16 protein-coding genes and 1 riboswitch are annotated in these 15,406 nt (G+C 65.0%); of the genes, 3 read left to right on the top strand and 13 right to left on the bottom strand.

The window, feature by feature from the left end; translation table 11 throughout:
* Positions 1–2 precede the first annotated feature (2 nt).
* From lepB (NG697_RS02535) to NG697_RS02495, 9 genes are all read right to left on the bottom strand, one after another.
* Complete coding sequence (gene lepB / locus NG697_RS02535) at positions 3–854, bottom strand: signal peptidase I (protein ID WP_252610005.1); 852 nt, start codon at positions 852–854, stop codon at positions 3–5.
* The gene (gene lepB / locus NG697_RS02530) at positions 855–1,532 is read right to left on the bottom strand and encodes a signal peptidase I (protein ID WP_252613544.1); all 678 of its coding nucleotides are present in this window, start codon (positions 1,530–1,532) and stop codon (positions 855–857) included. It abuts the gene before it with no gap.
* Between the two features lie 84 nt (positions 1,533–1,616).
* Positions 1,617–1,976, bottom strand: a complete 360-nt coding sequence (rplS, locus tag NG697_RS02525; protein ID WP_056349088.1) for a 50S ribosomal protein L19 — start codon at positions 1,974–1,976, stop codon at positions 1,617–1,619.
* Between the two features lie 243 nt (positions 1,977–2,219).
* Positions 2,220–3,092, bottom strand: coding sequence for a tRNA (guanosine(37)-N1)-methyltransferase TrmD (gene trmD, locus NG697_RS02520; RefSeq protein ID WP_252609999.1), 873 nt, complete (start codon positions 3,090–3,092; stop codon positions 2,220–2,222).
* Entirely contained in the window at positions 3,093–3,638 is a 546-nt protein-coding gene (gene rimM / locus NG697_RS02515; RefSeq protein WP_252609997.1) for a ribosome maturation factor RimM, read from the bottom strand. It lies immediately after the preceding gene.
* 112 nt (positions 3,639–3,750) lie between these two features.
* On the bottom strand, positions 3,751–3,993 hold the full coding sequence (locus tag NG697_RS02510; protein WP_056349097.1) for an RNA-binding protein: 243 nt from the start codon (positions 3,991–3,993) through the stop codon (positions 3,751–3,753).
* A 1-nt stretch (position 3,994) separates the two neighbouring features.
* Complete coding sequence (gene rpsP / locus NG697_RS02505) at positions 3,995–4,411, bottom strand: 30S ribosomal protein S16 (RefSeq protein WP_056349101.1); 417 nt, start codon at positions 4,409–4,411, stop codon at positions 3,995–3,997.
* A 212-nt stretch (positions 4,412–4,623) separates the two neighbouring features.
* Positions 4,624–5,061, bottom strand: a complete 438-nt coding sequence (locus tag NG697_RS02500; RefSeq protein ID WP_252613542.1) for a hypothetical protein — start codon at positions 5,059–5,061, stop codon at positions 4,624–4,626.
* 113 nt (positions 5,062–5,174) lie between these two features.
* Entirely contained in the window at positions 5,175–6,050 is an 876-nt protein-coding gene (locus NG697_RS02495; RefSeq protein WP_252601589.1) for a VOC family protein, read from the bottom strand.
* A 155-nt stretch (positions 6,051–6,205) separates the two neighbouring features.
* A riboswitch (TPP riboswitch) is annotated at positions 6,206–6,313 on the top strand.
* Here NG697_RS02495 and thiC point away from each other — a divergent pair.
* Positions 6,308–8,125: a phosphomethylpyrimidine synthase ThiC gene (gene thiC / locus NG697_RS02490; protein WP_374209879.1), complete on the top strand. Its 1,818-nt coding sequence runs from the start codon at positions 6,308–6,310 to the stop codon at positions 8,123–8,125. (Overlaps the previous riboswitch by 6 nt.)
* Before the next feature lie 4 nt (positions 8,126–8,129).
* Here thiC and NG697_RS02485 read toward each other — a convergent pair whose 3' ends face one another.
* Together NG697_RS02485 and ffh are read right to left on the bottom strand one after the other, a co-directional pair.
* Positions 8,130–8,864, bottom strand: coding sequence for an alpha/beta fold hydrolase (locus NG697_RS02485; protein WP_252601592.1), 735 nt, complete (start codon positions 8,862–8,864; stop codon positions 8,130–8,132).
* A 100-nt stretch (positions 8,865–8,964) separates the two neighbouring features.
* Positions 8,965–10,545 carry a signal recognition particle protein gene (ffh, locus tag NG697_RS02480; RefSeq protein ID WP_252609991.1) on the bottom strand — a complete coding sequence of 527 codons (1,581 nt, stop codon included), beginning with the start codon at positions 10,543–10,545 and terminating at the stop codon, positions 8,965–8,967.
* An 88-nt stretch (positions 10,546–10,633) separates the two neighbouring features.
* Between ffh and NG697_RS02475 the strand changes: the two genes are divergently transcribed.
* Positions 10,634–12,037 (top strand): glucose-6-phosphate dehydrogenase, encoded by a 1,404-nt coding sequence (locus tag NG697_RS02475; protein ID WP_252613540.1) that lies wholly within the window; start codon positions 10,634–10,636, stop codon positions 12,035–12,037.
* A 143-nt stretch (positions 12,038–12,180) separates the two neighbouring features.
* On the opposite strand, the gene NG697_RS02470 is transcribed toward NG697_RS02475, so the two are convergent.
* Together NG697_RS02470 and NG697_RS02465 are read right to left on the bottom strand one after the other, a co-directional pair.
* Complete coding sequence (locus NG697_RS02470) at positions 12,181–12,519, bottom strand: P-II family nitrogen regulator (RefSeq protein WP_056349123.1); 339 nt, start codon at positions 12,517–12,519, stop codon at positions 12,181–12,183.
* Positions 12,516–13,865: an ammonium transporter gene (locus NG697_RS02465; RefSeq protein WP_252613532.1), complete on the bottom strand. Its 1,350-nt coding sequence runs from the start codon at positions 13,863–13,865 to the stop codon at positions 12,516–12,518. The genes NG697_RS02470 and NG697_RS02465 overlap by 4 nt, the downstream gene beginning before the upstream one ends.
* Before the next feature lie 226 nt (positions 13,866–14,091).
* Here NG697_RS02465 and NG697_RS02460 point away from each other — a divergent pair, with 226 nt between their 5' ends.
* The gene (locus NG697_RS02460) at positions 14,092–15,333 is read left to right on the top strand and encodes an MFS transporter (protein ID WP_252613526.1); all 1,242 of its coding nucleotides are present in this window, start codon (positions 14,092–14,094) and stop codon (positions 15,331–15,333) included.
* Positions 15,334–15,406 lie beyond the last annotated feature (73 nt).

The following is a 15,406-nucleotide window of genomic DNA, read 5'->3' as shown; positions in this document are numbered from 1 at the left end:
CCCTAGCCTCCCGCAGGCACGTTCCGGAAGACGGCCGGATAATTGTCAAGGACAGTGATCCGGTTCAGCGGCCATGCGATGACGGCGGCTTTGCCCTCTACGTCCACGAGGTCGACGAATCCGCCATTGGATTCCAGGTGCGAGCGGGAATCCGCGGAGTGATTGCGGTTATCGCCCATGACCCAGACCTTTCCTTCAGGAACAACGACGTCGAAAGCACGGATCTGCGGTTCCTCAGCCCCGTTGACATAGGTTTCATCAATAGGAGATCCGTTGATGGTCAGTTTACCGCCGGCGTCGCAGCAGATCACGTGGTCACCGGGTAGCCCGACAACCCGTTTGACGAGGTGCTGTTCCGAGTTGTCCGGCAAAAGTCCCACAAATGTCAGACCGTCCTGGACCCATGTGAAAGGTCCATTCGGTTCCTCCGGTGCGGAGCTCAGCCAGCCCTTGGTGTCACGGAAGACCACAACGTCGCCGCGTGAGAGGGAAAACGGCTCCGGAACCAGCAGGTTCACGAAGATGCGGTCGTTGACGTCCAGGGTGCTGACCATGGACTCGGACGGAATATAGAACGCGCGGAACAGGAACGTCTTGATCAGGAAGGACAGCACCACGGCGATCACCACTACCGTGGCAACCTCCTTCAGCCAGACAAAGAGCTGGCTGGGGGCGGCGGGCTCGGAAGTCGGTGCCGCGGATCGCCTGCCGGACTGTGGCGCCGACGGGCTGCTATCCGCCACGCCGTCGGATGTCCCGCCGCCGGAAATCGCGTTGGCGGACATACCGTCGGTGTCGGCACCGGGGGCGCCGTCGCGAGGCGGCTCAGGTGTCCGGGCTTTGTTCTCGGGCATCTACTGTCCGTCCTCTGTTGTTGATCCTGCCGCTGGCGGCCGTGGTACTGCAGCAAATCTATCAAGTGGCCAGACGATCTGGACCGGCGTGCCGATAACGCGGTCCATTGGCACCATGCCGCCGCCGGGCGCACCGAGCAGGCTGCGCGAATCGGCGGACGCCGAGCGGTGGTCACCGAGCAGCCAAAGCCTTCCGTCGGGCACCACGGCGCTGAAGACCTGCGTGCTTGGGCTGTCTCCGCCGAACAGGTACGGCTCATCGAGTGCCCCACCGTTGACGGTGATCTTTCCGTCTGCATCGCAGCAGACCACGGTGTCCCCGGGGATGCCGATGACACGTTTGACGTACGTGGTGTCGCTGCTGGCCAGGCCAAGCCACTGCCCGGCCGCTGCAAGGGAATCCAGAAAGGGGCCCTTCCCACTGTGCAGGGGAGCAAACGAACCCCTGCCGTCGAAGACCACAATGTCGCCCCGACGGATGGGTTCGGCATGGAAGTCTGTCCTGGAGACCAGGATGCGGTCCCCCTTCGCGAGGACCGGCTCCATGGATTCGGACGGTATGTAATAGACATCCAGCAAAAGTGAACGGACCAGCCCGCTGATGGCCACGGCCAGGAGAACTGCCAGGAACGCAAAACGCCAGCCCATTCGTCTGGGCTGGCGTTTTGTCTGGTCCATGATCCGTATTCCTGGGGCGCTGATGCGAAGGGCTCCGGCGCTGGCCTGGTACGGCTGGGGCCTGCTTTGTAGGTCCCTGGGGACTTACTTCTTGGGCTGGAAGTCGCGCTTTTCCTTGATCTTCGCAGCCTTGCCGCGCAGGTCGCGCATGTAGTACAGCTTCGCGCGGCGCACGTCACCCTTGGAGACAACTTCGATCTTGTCGATGATCGGGGAGTGCACCGGGAAGGTACGCTCCACACCGACGCCGAAGGAGACCTTGCGGATGGTGAAGGTTTCGCGAAGACCGTCGCCGTGGCGGCCAAGGACGAAGCCCTGGAACACCTGGACACGGGAGTTCTTGCCTTCGATGATGTTCACGTGAACCTTGAGGGTGTCACCCGCGCGGAAGACAGGAACATCGGTGCGCAGCGAGGCTGCATCTACGGAATCGAGAATATGCATAATTGCACTCCTGGTGAACGCCACAGGACATTCACTTTGGGTCACGGCGGGCAAGCCCGGAAGTACCGGAAATTACCGCCGAAAATTAAGTGGGGCCGGTTCCTTCACTGATTGAAGGTCCCGGGGTGTCCAGCTGTTGGTTGCGCTCCCCCTGTGGCAGGTGCGGACCCAGCAGACACAAAGACTAATTTTGCCACACTCGCGGGCCTACAGCCAATCGCCTTGGACCACAGACGCGCCGGTTCAGGTTGAGGCGTCGGTTCCGGCGTCCGTGCTGGTATCGGCCTGCCGCCGCGCCAGGAGGTGACCGTCGACGACCTCGTACCCGAGGTCGGCGAAAGCCGTCCGGTCGGCACGTGGCAGCTTCCCGGCGTCGAACGTTTCCAGGAGGTCCGGACGGCGTTCCGCCGTCCGCCGGTACTGCTCGTGGCGGCGCCACTGCGCGATCTTCCCGTGGTTGCCGCTCAGCAGCACTGCCGGGACTTCCCGGTCCCGCCAGCTGGCGGGCTTGGTATACACGGGGTATTCCAGCAGCCCGTCCGAATGCGACTCCTCCACCAGGGAATCAGGGTTGCCCACAACGCCTGGCAGCAGCCTGCCGATGGCTTCGACCATGGCCAAAACGGCCACTTCGCCGCCGTTCAGCACATAGTCACCAAGGCTCATGGGGCGCACCGTGAAGTGCTCTTCCGCCCACTCGATGACACGCTCGTCGATGCCCTCATAGCGGCCGCAGGCAAAAACCAGCTGGTCCTCTTCTGCGAGCTCATGGGCCAGGGCCTGGTTGAAGCGCTCCCCTGCCGGCGACGGGACGATCAGAACCGGTTTGGCGGGCTCGGCCGCCGTGGCCTCGGCGCCCCCTGCGGCTTCACCGGATCCGGCGACAGCAGCTGCGGCAACAGCAGCCAACGCCTGCGCCCAAGGCTCAGGCTTCATCACCATGCCGGCGCCGCCGCCGTACGGGGTGTCGTCCACTGAGCGGTGCTTGTCGGTGGTGAAATCACGCAGGTCATGGACGCGCAGGTCCAACAGGCCGTCCTGGCGGGCCTTGCCAATGAGCGAGAGCTCCAGGGGCGCCAGGTACTCCGGGAAGATACTGACGACGTCGATTCTCATCTACGCGTTTTCCTCCGCTTCACCGGGGCCGGCTTCGCCGTCGTTGACCTCAAAGAGACCGTCCGGCGGCGTCAGCAGGACGAAGCCATCGGCCACATTGACCTCCGGAACGATCTGCTCCACAAACGGGACAAGGATTTCCTTGCCGTCCGGCGTTTCAACCACGAGCAGGTCCTGGACGGGCAAGGTGTGCAGGGCGGCGATCCTGCCGACCACCTGCGACCCGACGCGCGCCTCGAGCCCTACTAGTTCGTGCTCGTACCAGCCTTCGTCGTCGTCCTCGTCCAGCTCTTCGGTTTCGATGAAAAGCTTGGCGCCGCGCAGGGTCTCTGCCTGGTTGCGGGTCTCGATTCCTTCGAATGCGAGCAGCAGGATGTCCTTGTTCCAGCGCGCACCCTCAACAATGAGCGGGCCGGCCGATGCAGGCTCCACCACAAACTCGGTACCGGGAACAAACCGGTCCCCCGGAGCGTCGGTCAGCACCTGGACCGTCACTTCGCCGCGGATTCCATGCGGTTTGCCGATTCGTGCCACCTGAAGCTGCATCTGTTCCTCTGTCTGTGATCGTGCCGGGATTGGGCGATGTGGTGAAAGCACTCCGGCCCCTCCACCGTTGCTGGTGGAAGGGCCGGAGCAAAAAACTGATGTTGCCGAGCGCTTAGCGGCGGCGGTCGGTGTCGACGACGTCGACCCTGACCGGCTCGCCGTCTGCCAGTGCCGCCACAACGGTGCGCAATGCCCGTGCGGTGCGGCCCTGGCGGCCGATCACCCGTCCCAGGTCATCCTGATGAACACGAACCTCGAGGGTGTCCCCGCGGCGGTTGTTCTTCGAGCTGACCTTGACATCCTCCGGCGAATCAACGATTCCCCGGACGAGGTGTTCGAGCGCTTCTGCCAGCAATCTACTCAGCCTCTGTGGTCTCTGCCTCGGCCGGGGCCTCGGCTGCGTCAGACTGCTTCGACTTCTTGGTGATGGCTTCCGGGATGATCACGGAACCCTTTTCAGGGGCAACAAAGGCAGCCTTCGGAGCTTTGGTCTTCAGGGTGCCTTCCTGGCCCGGCAGGCCCTTGAACTTCTGCCAGTCACCGGTGATCTTCAGGATCGCGGCAACCTGCTCGGACGGCTGTGCGCCGACGCCGAGCCAGTACTGGGCACGGTCCGTGTCCACCTCGATGTATGAGGGCTCTTCGGTGGGGTGGTACTTACCGATCTCTTCGATGGCACGGCCGTCACGCTTGGAGCGTGCGTCCATGACGACGATGCGGTAGTACGGTGCGCGCATCTTGCCAAAGCGCTTAAGGCGAATCTTTACGGCCACTTTTGTGGTCACTCCTGTTTCAGAAAAGGGGTGAACCGACGTTCTGCACCCGTGGGGCGGGCCATACTTGAGGGTTCGAAGGACAGGATCCGGACGCGGAGAGAGGGGCCACGCAGATCGAGTACCTGTTTATTGTGCCAGATCAGCGTCCGGATTTCGACTTGACACGTCGGGATGGGGCAGCCGGGCGGACCCGGCGGGCCACGGCCGGCCTACGACGACCAGACATACACGCCCGTGCGTGCGGCGTCATCGACGGAGTTGGCCAGCTCAGCGAACTGCTGGACATACGTCCGGGCCTCGGCCACGCCGAACGGCATGTCATCCTGGGCAGCCCACCTTTCAGCGACGTCGTCCAGGACATTGCCTTCGCCTTCAGTCTCGTAGCTGAGCAGGTCGGCGAGCGCACGCACCATGGCCGGCGGGACCCCGAGGAGGGAATCACTGGCCACGTCAACCATGGCCAGTTCGTAGTCCGCGCCACCGGCGTGCACCGCAACGCCGGCAAGATCGCCAAGCTGCTCGATTTCGAAATCGCTGATTCCGGGAATCCGCAGGGCCTGGCCCGCCGGGGAGCCGCCTGCATCCAGGACGTCCGCCCGCTTCAGCGCGGCATCGTGAGTGGAAACAAAAATTTCAGTGAAGCCCATGGGAACAGCCCTCATTCCGTCGACGGTGCGGCCTGGAAGGGCAGCAGCAAGTGCCGCCCCGGCCGTTCAGAATCAGCCTAGTACAAGGCAGTCCGCACATTTGGCATCCGCACTCAGCGGACGGCGACACGGATATTGTTGCGCCACGGGTCCTCGAAGCGAAGCTCGGCGCCCGTGTGGTGCGAGGCTACACCGGCGACCTTCAGGCGGTCGGCGAGCGCTCCGACGTCATCCCCGGAAGGGACCTCGATGAGCACTTCGCCGAGGCCCAGGGTGTCCTTGCGGGGACCGGCTCCGCGGCTGTTCCAGACGTTCATGGCCATGTGGTGGTGATACCGGCCCGCGGAGACAAACAGCGCCTGCCCGTGCCAGCCGGCGGTCTTTTCGAAGCCCAGCGTGCCCACGTAGAAATCGTGCGCTGACTGGACGTCGCCCACCTGGAGGTGGACGTGGCCCACGCCGGCTTCGCTGGCCCGCTGGCCGGCCACGGATTCCTGGGTCAGGTGCTGCTCGAGGTAGCGCTGCGGCGGCAGTGCCAGGCTGTCCATCACTACAGCCTTCCCGTTCCAGGACCAGTTTTCGCGGGGCCTGTCCCAGTACAGTTCGATGCCGTTGCCTTCGGGGTCGTTGAAGTAGAAGGCCTCGCTGACGAGGTGGTCGGCGCTGCCGGTGAAGGACCGGGGTTCGTACTGGGCGGCGGTGGCTACCGTGGCGGCCAGCGAAGCCTGGTCGTCAAACAGCAGTGCGGTGTGGAACAGCCCGGCCTCTCCCCTGCCAGGCAGATTCAAGGACGGGGCGGCCGCGAGATGGACCAGCGGGCGTTGAAGGCGGCCAAGATAGACGCCGCCGTCCTGTTCTGCGACGACCTCCAGGCCGAGCGCACGCTGGTAGTAGTCGGTCATCAGCTTCATGTCGCCCACCTTGAGCATCACGGTGCCCATGGAGAGGTCGGCAGGAAGGAGATCCCGGCTGGTGGCTTCCGCAGTCATTTGAACACTCCCGGTCCGTTGGCCTTCGGATGGAAGGCGGCTATGGTTCTAATTTACTTGAAGCTTCAATTTAATTCAAGTGGCGAAGCAGACTGATTGCGACCGCTTTCCCGTGATTGCTGTCACCAGTCCACCCTCGGCCTGTGGTAGCTTCGACTTGACCACACGGGAGCCCTTGCACGGGCTGAGATCGGGCTGACGCAGCCTGCGACCGTTGAACCTGTCCGGGTAATGCCGGCGAAGGAAGTGAGTATTCATTGAATACACAAGAAACACAGCTGATCCCCGTCCAAAATGAAACCGACGTGGATCAAACGCTCCAGCCTGAAACCCAGTCACTGAAGTCCCACTCGCTGGCGTTTATCACTGATGACGCCACCGGGATCCGGGTTCCCGTGACCGAGATCGCCCTCGAACCGTCGCCAAACGGCGCGCCGAACGGGCCTTTCCGGACCTACCGCACGGCGGGACCGGGCAGCGATCCGGTGGTGGGCCTCAACCCGTTCCGCTCAGAGTGGATCGCCGCCCGCGGAGACACTGAGCCCTACAGCGGCCGGGAGCGGAACCTGCTCGACGACGGCAAGTCGGCCGTCCGCCGCGGCGCAGCCTCTGCGGAGTGGAAGGGCGCGCAGCCGGTGCCCCGCCGCGCCGTCGGCGGCCGGACCGTCACGCAGATGCATTATGCGCGGCAGGGTGTCATCACCCCCGAGATGCAGTTCATCGCCCTCCGCGAAAACTGTGATGTGGAACTGGTCCGCAGCGAAGTCGCCGCCGGCCGCGCCATCATCCCCAACAACATCAACCACCCGGAATCCGAACCGATGATCATCGGCAAGGCCTTCCTGGTCAAGATCAACGCCAACATCGGCAACTCGGCAGTGACCAGCTCCATTGCCGAGGAAGTGGACAAACTCCAATGGGCCACCCAGTGGGGCGCCGACACGGTGATGGACCTGTCCACCGGAGACGACATCCACACCACCCGGGAATGGCTCATCCGCAACTCCCCCGTGCCCATCGGTACGGTGCCCATTTACCAGGCGCTGGAGAAGGTCAACGGGGAGGCCAACGCCCTGACGTGGGAGATCTACCGGGACACGGTCATCGAGCAGTGCGAGCAGGGGGTGGACTACATGACCATCCACGCCGGTGTGCTGCTGCGTTACGTGCCGCTGACGGCCAACCGCGTTACCGGCATCGTCTCCCGGGGCGGCGCGATCATGGCCGGGTGGTGCCTGGCGCACCACCAGGAGAACTTCCTCTACACCCACTTCGACGAGCTGTGCGAAATCTTCGCCAAGTACGACGTCGCGTTCTCCCTGGGCGACGGACTGCGCCCGGGGGCGACGGCGGACGCCAACGACGCCGCCCAATTCGCCGAGCTGGACACCCTGGCTGAACTGACCCAGCGGGCGTGGGAATTCGACGTGCAGGTCATGGTGGAAGGTCCCGGGCACGTCCCGTTCCACCTGGTGCGGGAGAACGTGGAACGCCAGCAGGAACTCTGCAAGGGCGCCCCGTTCTACACGCTGGGGCCGCTGGTCACGGATATTGCCCCCGGCTACGACCACATCACGTCCGCCATCGGCGCCACCGAAATCGCCCGGTACGGCACGGCGATGCTTTGTTACGTCACGCCCAAGGAACACCTTGGCCTGCCGAACAAGGACGATGTGAAGACCGGAGTGATCACCTACAAGATCGCCGCCCACGCAGCAGACCTTGCCAAGGGCCACCCCGGCGCCCATGAGCGGGATGATGCCCTGTCCAAGGCCCGGTTCGAGTTCCGCTGGCGCGACCAGTTCGCGCTGTCCCTGGATCCGGTCACGGCGGAGGCCTTCCATGACGAGACGCTGCCGGCCGAACCGGCCAAAACCGCCCACTTCTGCTCCATGTGCGGCCCGAAGTTCTGCTCCATGAAGATCAGCCAGGACATCAGGGACGAATACGGTTCCGCCGATTCGCAGGCGGCCATCGCCGAGGCCTACAGCGGGATGCGCGAAAAGAGTGCGGAGTTCCTGGCCGCCGGCGGGAAGGTCTACCTCCCCGAGCTTCGGATCCCGGCCGGGAACTGACGGCTCAGGACGCCTGAACCGAGCGTGACCTGCCGACGTCGGCGATGAAGGACCGGACGGCACGGTCACCTTCGGCAGAGTCCTGGGGCCGGTGTCCTCCCGCAGCGATGCGGTGCAGGGCACCGGTTTCCTGCAGATATCCGGCGATTTCCTCGTAGAGCGGTTCCCACCCACCCGTCAGGACCATGGTGGGGACGCCCGGAACTATGTGCAGCGGGGCCTCCCAGGACGGCGCCTGCAACCGGAGCCGGCGCGCCGACCGTTTTTCCTCCGGCGTGGCGGGCTCCTGCAGGTCCGCCGCGAACATTCGCCGCACGAACTCACGCTGGAAGTCTTCATCGCTGAGCTGGCGCCGGACGTCGAACAGCGGTTGCATCAGGGCGCGGTGTGCGGCCGTGGCAGGCAGTTCGGCGGTCAGGGACAGGCACGCCGGTTCTACCAGCGTGAGGGAATACACCAGTTCGGGGCGTTCGACGGCAGCCATCATGGCCGCAATCGCGCCCTCGGCGTGGGCAACAACATGGCCCCCAGTAGCCCCGCGGCCGTCATCGGCAAGTGAGCGCAGGATGATGGCGGTGTCTTCAGCGAACGAGGACTCTACGGGTTCAGCGACGGGGTCAAAACCGTGCCGCCGAAGGAACAGGGCGTCGTACGTCAGCGCCATGCCGTGCTGGCGCAGCCACGCCGCGGCACCGAAAGGTCCGGCGCCGTGCACGAATACTACCCGCTGTTTGAACATGACCCAACCCTATTCCACGGCACCGACATCCCAATTGGGCAGCTGCCAGTGTCGTTATGAGTGCCCACAACGACGCCTGCTACCCAGCCGGGAGGGGTGGCTACTTGCCGAGGAACTTGTCGAATCCCTTGGGCAGGTTCAGCTGCGACGGGTCGAAGTCGCCGGCCTGCTGGCCGAACGCCGCCCCCGTGGGGAGCGCCTTCGCCGCCCCGGCCCGCCGGGCCTCGGCGTCCTTCAGCTCCTGGGCAGCCTTGGCAGGGTTGCCTGAGCGGGCCTTCTTCTTCGGGGCGTTCTTGCCGCCCTTCCGCGCGCCGCCGGGGCCGCCCATGCCAGGCATCCCGGGCATTCCGGGCATGCCGCCGCCCTGGGCCATCTTCTTCATCATCTTCTGGGCCTGGCCGAAGCGCTCCAGCAGGCCGTTGACCTCGGAGACATGCACGCCGGAACCCCGGGCAATGCGTGCCCGGCGGGAGCCGTTGATGATCTTCGGGGCGACGCGTTCGTGCGGCGTCATGGAACGCACGATCGCTTCGACACGGTCGATCTCGCGCTCGTCAAAGTTCTCCAGCTGCTCACGGATGTTCTGCGCACCGGGCATCATCATGAGCATCTTTTTCATGGAGCCCATGTTGCGGATCTGCTGCATCTGGGAGAGGAAGTCGTCCAGGGTGAAGTCTTCCTGGTCGGCGAATTTCTTCGCCATCCGGGCGGCTTCGTCCTTGTCCCAGTTCTTTTCGGCCTGCTCAATCAGGGTGAGGACGTCACCCATGTCCAGGATGCGGGAGGCCATGCGGTCCGGGTGGAACAGCTCAAAGTCATCCACGCCTTCGCCGGTGGAGGCGAACATAACCGGCTTACCGGTGACCGACGCAACCGAGAGTGCGGCACCGCCGCGGGCGTCGCCGTCGAGCTTTGACAGCACGATTCCGGTGAAGTTCACACCCTCGTCAAACGCCACAGCCGTGTTCACGGCGTCCTGCCCGATCATGGCGTCGATCACGAACAGCACTTCATTGGGGACGATGGCGCGGCGGATCTCGCTCGCCTGCTCCATCATCTCGGCGTCAACACCGAGGCGCCCGGCGGTGTCAACAATCACGACGTCGTGCAGCTTCTGGCGCGCTTCCTCAACGCCGGCGCGGGCGACGGCGACCGGGTCACCGGCGGGGTGCTCCAGTTCCGAAGTGGCTCCGGGGTGCGGCGCGAAAACGGGCACGCCGGCGCGGTTGCCGACAACCTGGAGCTGGGTGACGGCATTGGGCCGCTGGAGATCACATGCCACCAGCAGGGGGCTGTGGCCTTGGGCCTTGAGCCATTTGGCGAGCTTGCCCGCCAGGGTGGTCTTACCGGCACCCTGAAGGCCGGCCAGCATGATGATGGTGGGACCGGTCTTGGCAAGGCGGATCCGGCGGGTCTCGCCACCGAGGATCTCAACGAGTTCCTCATTGACGATCTTGACGATCTGCTGGCTGGGGTTCAGCGCCCCCGATACCTCTGCCCCGAGGGCACGCTCGCGGACGCGGGCCGTAAACTCACGCACCACGGGAACGGCGACATCGGCATCCAGGAGGGCGCGGCGGATCTCCCGGACTGTGGCATCGACGTCGGCCTCAGTGAGGCGGCCCTTGCCACGGAGATTCTTGAAGGTTGCTGTCAACCGGTCAGAGAGTGAATTGAACACGCGCCGCGCACTTCTTTCAGTGGATTTACAGGGGGGACTCGACTATCTAGGGTACCAAGTCGGGCTTGCCGGATGGCATGCTGGCAGGGTGACCAGCCAAACAAGTGTAAAAACCCTGCTCGTTCTGGGTGCCTCAGGCGATCTGACGGGACGCCTCCTGCTCCCGGGACTGGCCCGGCTGGTGGCGAGCGGCCGCGCCGATGGCCTGACCCTGGTGGGCGCCGGCTCCGATGCCTGGACGCCGGAACAGTGGCGGACCCGGGTCCACGAAGCCTTCGCCCCCGCCGCGGAGGCCGCCGACGCGGCTGGAAAAAAGGCACTCACCGCCTTGGCGAAGGCCACTCCCTACCACCAGCTTGATGTTACGGCTGACGGGGCCCTGGCGGCATTGTTGGCCGGGCTCGAAGGCCCCACCGCGATCTATTTTGCGCTGCCTCCCCATGTCAGCCAGCTGGCCTGCGAGTCCCTGCACCGTGACCAGGTTCCGGCCGGAACACGGCTGGTAATGGAGAAGCCCTTCGGCGCAAGTGTTGCTTCGGCCCGTTCCCTTAACCACACGCTCGCCGCCCTGGTGCCGGAGGACCACATCCACCGGGTGGACCATTTCCTGGGCAAAGCGACGGTGCTGAACATCCTGGGCCTGCGTTTTGCGAACAATTTTTTGGAACCCGTCTGGAACCGCGATCACGTGGAAAAGGTCGAGATCATCTTCGACGAGGACCTGGCACTGGAGGGAAGGGCGAGGTATTACGACAATGCCGGCGCCCTGCGCGACATGATCCAGAGCCACCTGCTGCAGATCATGGCACTGATGGCCATTGAGCCGCCGGCCACCATCGGGGAGCGGGACCTACGGGACGCGATCGCAGCCGTGCTCCGCGCCAGCAGCATCAGCGCGCCGTACGCCAAATCCACGCGCCGGGCCACGTACACGGCAGGTTCGATTGCCGGCAGGAACGTCCCAGACTATACGCAGGAAGAAGGGGTGGACGCAGCCCGCGGGACCGAGACTCTGGCGGAAGTCCGGGTGGACATCGACAACTGGCGCTGGAAGGGGGTCCCGTTCATCCTGCGTTCGGGCAAGGCCCTCGGGGTGAAACGCAAGGAAGCCGTGGTCACGTTCCGCCCTGTCCCGCATCTGCCGGGAGGATTCACCGGCGTGGACTCCCCCAACCAGCTGCGGATCGGGTTCGGGCCGGATACCCTGGCGTTCGACGTCGACGTCAACGGCCCCGGCAGCATCTTCAGCCTGAGCCGCACAACGCTGAATGCGGAGCTGAGCGCTTCTGAGCTGCTGCCCTATGGCGAAGTGCTGGAGGGCGTCCTGAGCGGCGACCCGCTGCTCTCGGTGCGCGGCGACACCGCGGAGGAATGCTGGCGGATTCTTGAGCCCGTGCTGAAGGCCTGGCAGCGGGGCACGGTGCCGCTGGAAAAGTACGACGCCGGTTCCGCCGGTCCCGCCGGAGGGCCAAGTTCCGCGCCGACTGGCTAAGTGCTCGCTGGCTAAGGCTGGCTGGCTGAGCGGCGGCTGAGTAGGCCAGAACAAACGGAGCGGGCAGGGAGCCTTTTGAGGTTCCCTGCCCGCTCTTTCGTGTGGAACAGTCTGCTTTGCCGATCAATCAGCTTCCGGAACTGCTAGATGGCGGCGACGCCGCGTTCTCCCGTGCGGACCCTGACTGCTTCGAAGACGTCCACGGTCCAGACCTTGCCATCGCCGGCGCGGCCTGTGTTGGAGCTGGCGATGATGACGTCCAGGATGTCATCGGCCTGTTCGTCCGTGGCGAGGACTTCAACCCGGATCTTGGGCAGGAGGTCCACGTTGTATTCAGCTCCGCGGTAGACCTCTGTGTAGCCGCGCTGGCGGCCGTAGCCGCTGGCCGCGCTGACCGTCAGCCCCTGGACACCGTAGGACTCCAGGCCTTCCCGGATGGCTTCGAGCTTCTCCGGGCGGACGATGGCTGTGATCAGTTTCATGCTTCCACGCTTTCCTTGCCCGCTGCCGGTTCGGTCTTCTTTGCGCCGGCTGCTTCGCCGTCAGTGGCCGAACCCTTGCCCTTGATCAGTTCGTGGAGCGGCTGGAAGCTCCCGCCGTGGCCGCCCACTCCGAACTCGTACGCCGTCTCGGCGTGCAGGCTGAGGTCAACACCAACGACTTCCTGCTCCTGCGAGACACGGAAGCCCATGGTCTTGTGGATGGCGAAGGCGATGATTGCGGTGAGGATTGCCGAGTAAGCGATGGCGATGCCTGCTGCTGCGAGCTGGGCCCAAAGCTGGGTCGCGCCGCCGCCGTAGAAGAGGCCGCCGCCCACACCGTCGGTGGGGAGGGCGATGAAGCCCAGGGCAACCGTTCCGATGATGCCGGAGACCAAGTGAACGCCCACAACATCCAGGGAGTCATCGAAGCCCCAGCGGAACTTGAGTCCGACAGCCAGGGCCGAGGCGACACCGGCGATGACACCGAGGCCGAGCGCGCCCACCGGGCTGACGTTGGCACAGGCCGGGGTGATGGCAACCAGGCCGGCAACCACACCGGAGGCAGCACCAAGTGAGGTGGGGTGGCCGTCGCGGATACGTTCGGTGACGAGCCAGCCGAGCATTGCCGCGGCCGGGGCTGCGAGGGTGTTGATCCAGATCAGGCCGCCCTGCTCAGCAGTGGTGGCCGCGCCGCCGTTGAAGCCGAACCAGCCGAACCACAGGATGGCTGCACCGAGCATCACGAACGGGATGTTGTGCGGGCGGTGGTTGGGGTCCTTGCCGAAGCCGCGGCGGTTGCCGATGATCAAGACCAGGACGAGGGCTGCCACACCGGCGTTGATGTGGACCACGGTGCCGCCGGCGAAGTCGATGGCCGGTCCGAGTGCCTGGCCAACTGCGCCTTCAGGGCCGAAGAGGCCTCCGCCCCAGACCATGTAGGCCAGGGGGCAGTAAACGACGGTGACCCAGACGGGGACGAAGAGGGCCCAGGCGCCGAACTTGGCGCGGTCAGCGATCGCGCCGCTGATGAGGGCGACGGTGATGATGGCGAAGGTGGCGGCGTAGCCGACCTTGATGAGCCCGTCCGGGGTGGTGATGCCTTCAAGGCCGAACGTGGCGAACGGGTTCCCGACGATTTGCAGGAAGCCCTCGCCGGAGCTCATCGAAGCGCCCCAGAGGACCCAGACCACGCCGACCATGCCGATGGAGATGAAGCTCATCATCATCATGTTCAGTGCAGCTTTGGCGCGCGTCATGCCGCCGTAGAAAAATGCCAGACCTGGTGTCATGAACAGCACGAGTGCTGCTGCCACCATGAGCCATACGTGACCTGCGGTAAGTTCCATGGTGCACGTCCTCCCTATGATCGATGCTGCGGAATGCTCCGCCTTACTAACGCCTTTTGCGTCCTGCATCGAGTCTGTCGCTGCCGTGTTTCGCCCGCGGAGGATTTACATTGCTGGCTTGTTACAAGAACCTCCCGGAAGTAAATGGTGCATATCTGGCTTGTTACGGTTATGTTTCACCATTGCCGCCGACCCTCGGCTGCCTACCTTGCAAGGAACCCGCCCCATGACGGCACCATCACGCGTGAGCCGCGCCACAACGCGGATCTTGTCCGTTATCCGCCCGCAGAAGCCCACGCTTCCGCGCGACATCAAGGTGATGCTCGCTGCGGCGTTCCTGATTGCCCTCGGCTTTGGGCTGGTGGCACCGGTCTTGCCGCAGTTCGCCACCACTTTCGACGTCGGGGCAACAGCGGCCGCCGTGATCGTGAGCATCTTCGCCTTTATGCGGCTGGTGTTCGCACCGGCCGGCGGGGCCTTGATCGGACGATTGGGTGAGCGGCCGGTCTATGTGGCGGGGCTGCTGATTGTGGCGGTATCAACCGCGGCGTGCGCTTTTGCCCAGGACTATTGGCAGCTCCTGGTCTTCCGGGGGCTCGGCGGCGTGGGCTCGGTGATGTTCACGGTGGCCTCCATGGCCCTTGTGGTGCGGCTGGCGCCGCCGGAAAGCCGGGGCAGGGTATCCGGCGCTTACGCGTCCGCGTTCCTGATCGGCAGCGTCCTGGGCCCGGTGGTAGGCGGGCTGCTCGCCGGATTCGGCTTGCGGGTGCCGTTCCTTTGCTACGCCGCCGCGCTGATCCTTGCTGCCGCGGTGGTGCAGACCCAACTCAGCCACGCGCCGTCCGCGGACCGGTCCACAGTGGGCCGCGCCCCGGACATGCGCTTCGCCGAGGCCTGGGGAATTGGTGTGTACCGCTCGGCGTTGCTGTCCAGCTTCGCCAACGGCTGGGCCACATTTGGTGTGCGGATGGCCACCGTCCCGCTGTTTGCCGTTGCTGCGCTGGGTGCCGGTCCCGAGGCCGCCGGCCTTGCGCTGGCCGTTTTCGCCGCGGGCAATGCCGCCGCACTGACATTCTCCGGCCGGCTGGCGGACAGCCTGGGCAGGCGGCCGTTGATGGTCGTAGGGCTCCTGGTCGCTGGGCTCGCCACGGCCGCCATCGGCTTCACGTCCCACCTGGGCTGGTTCCTCGCCGCATCGGTTGTGGCCGGGGTGGGGTCCGGCCTGCTGGGACCTGCCCAGCAGGCCGCCGTCGCGGATGTCATTGGCAATGAGCGGTCCGGCGGGCGGGTCCTGGCGGCCTACCAGATGACCTCGGACGTCGGGGCCATTGCCGGACCGGTGCTGGTGGGCGTCCTGGCGGACCGGCTGGGCTACGGCTGGGCATTCGGCGTCACCGGCGGTGTGCTGGTGCTCGCGGCGGCCTGCTGGTCCGTGACGCGCGAGCCGCTGAAACGCGTCGAGGGGTGAGGTCCCGCTGCTCAAGCCTGTGCTTAGCGGCGGGAACTCACCCCTCGTTGGTGTCGACCCGGTGTAGACCCGG

Origin of the sequence: Pseudarthrobacter raffinosi (genome assembly GCF_023913835.1) — a bacterium.
GTDB lineage: Bacteria > Actinomycetota > Actinomycetes > Actinomycetales > Micrococcaceae > Arthrobacter > Arthrobacter raffinosi.
The sequence above is the reverse complement of the archived record's forward strand: the minus strand, read 5'-3'. Positions and strand labels throughout refer to the sequence as shown.

Coding starts and splice junctions, on each gene's coding strand:
- lepB (WP_252613544.1), bottom strand. CDS start 1,532: ATGGACCAGACAAAACGCCAGCCCAGACGAATGGGCTGGCGTTTTGCG.
- NG697_RS02495 (WP_252601589.1), bottom strand. CDS start 6,050: ATGACTGCGGAAGCCACCAGCCGGGATCTCCTTCCTGCCGACCTCTCC.
- NG697_RS02500 (WP_252613542.1), bottom strand. CDS start 5,061: ATGGGCTTCACTGAAATTTTTGTTTCCACTCACGATGCCGCGCTGAAG.
- NG697_RS02465 (WP_252613532.1), bottom strand. CDS start 13,865: ATGGAACTTACCGCAGGTCACGTATGGCTCATGGTGGCAGCAGCACTC.
- NG697_RS02460 (WP_252613526.1), top strand. CDS start 14,092: ATGACGGCACCATCACGCGTGAGCCGCGCCACAACGCGGATCTTGTCC.
- NG697_RS02470 (WP_056349123.1), bottom strand. CDS start 12,519: ATGAAACTGATCACAGCCATCGTCCGCCCGGAGAAGCTCGAAGCCATC.
- lepB (WP_252610005.1), bottom strand. CDS start 854: ATGCCCGAGAACAAAGCCCGGACACCTGAGCCGCCTCGCGACGGCGCC.
- NG697_RS02485 (WP_252601592.1), bottom strand. CDS start 8,864: ATGTTCAAACAGCGGGTAGTATTCGTGCACGGCGCCGGACCTTTCGGT.
- trmD (WP_252609999.1), bottom strand. CDS start 3,092: ATGAGAATCGACGTCGTCAGTATCTTCCCGGAGTACCTGGCGCCCCTG.
- rimM (WP_252609997.1), bottom strand. CDS start 3,638: ATGCAGCTTCAGGTGGCACGAATCGGCAAACCGCATGGAATCCGCGGC.
- rplS (WP_056349088.1), bottom strand. CDS start 1,976: ATGCATATTCTCGATTCCGTAGATGCAGCCTCGCTGCGCACCGATGTT.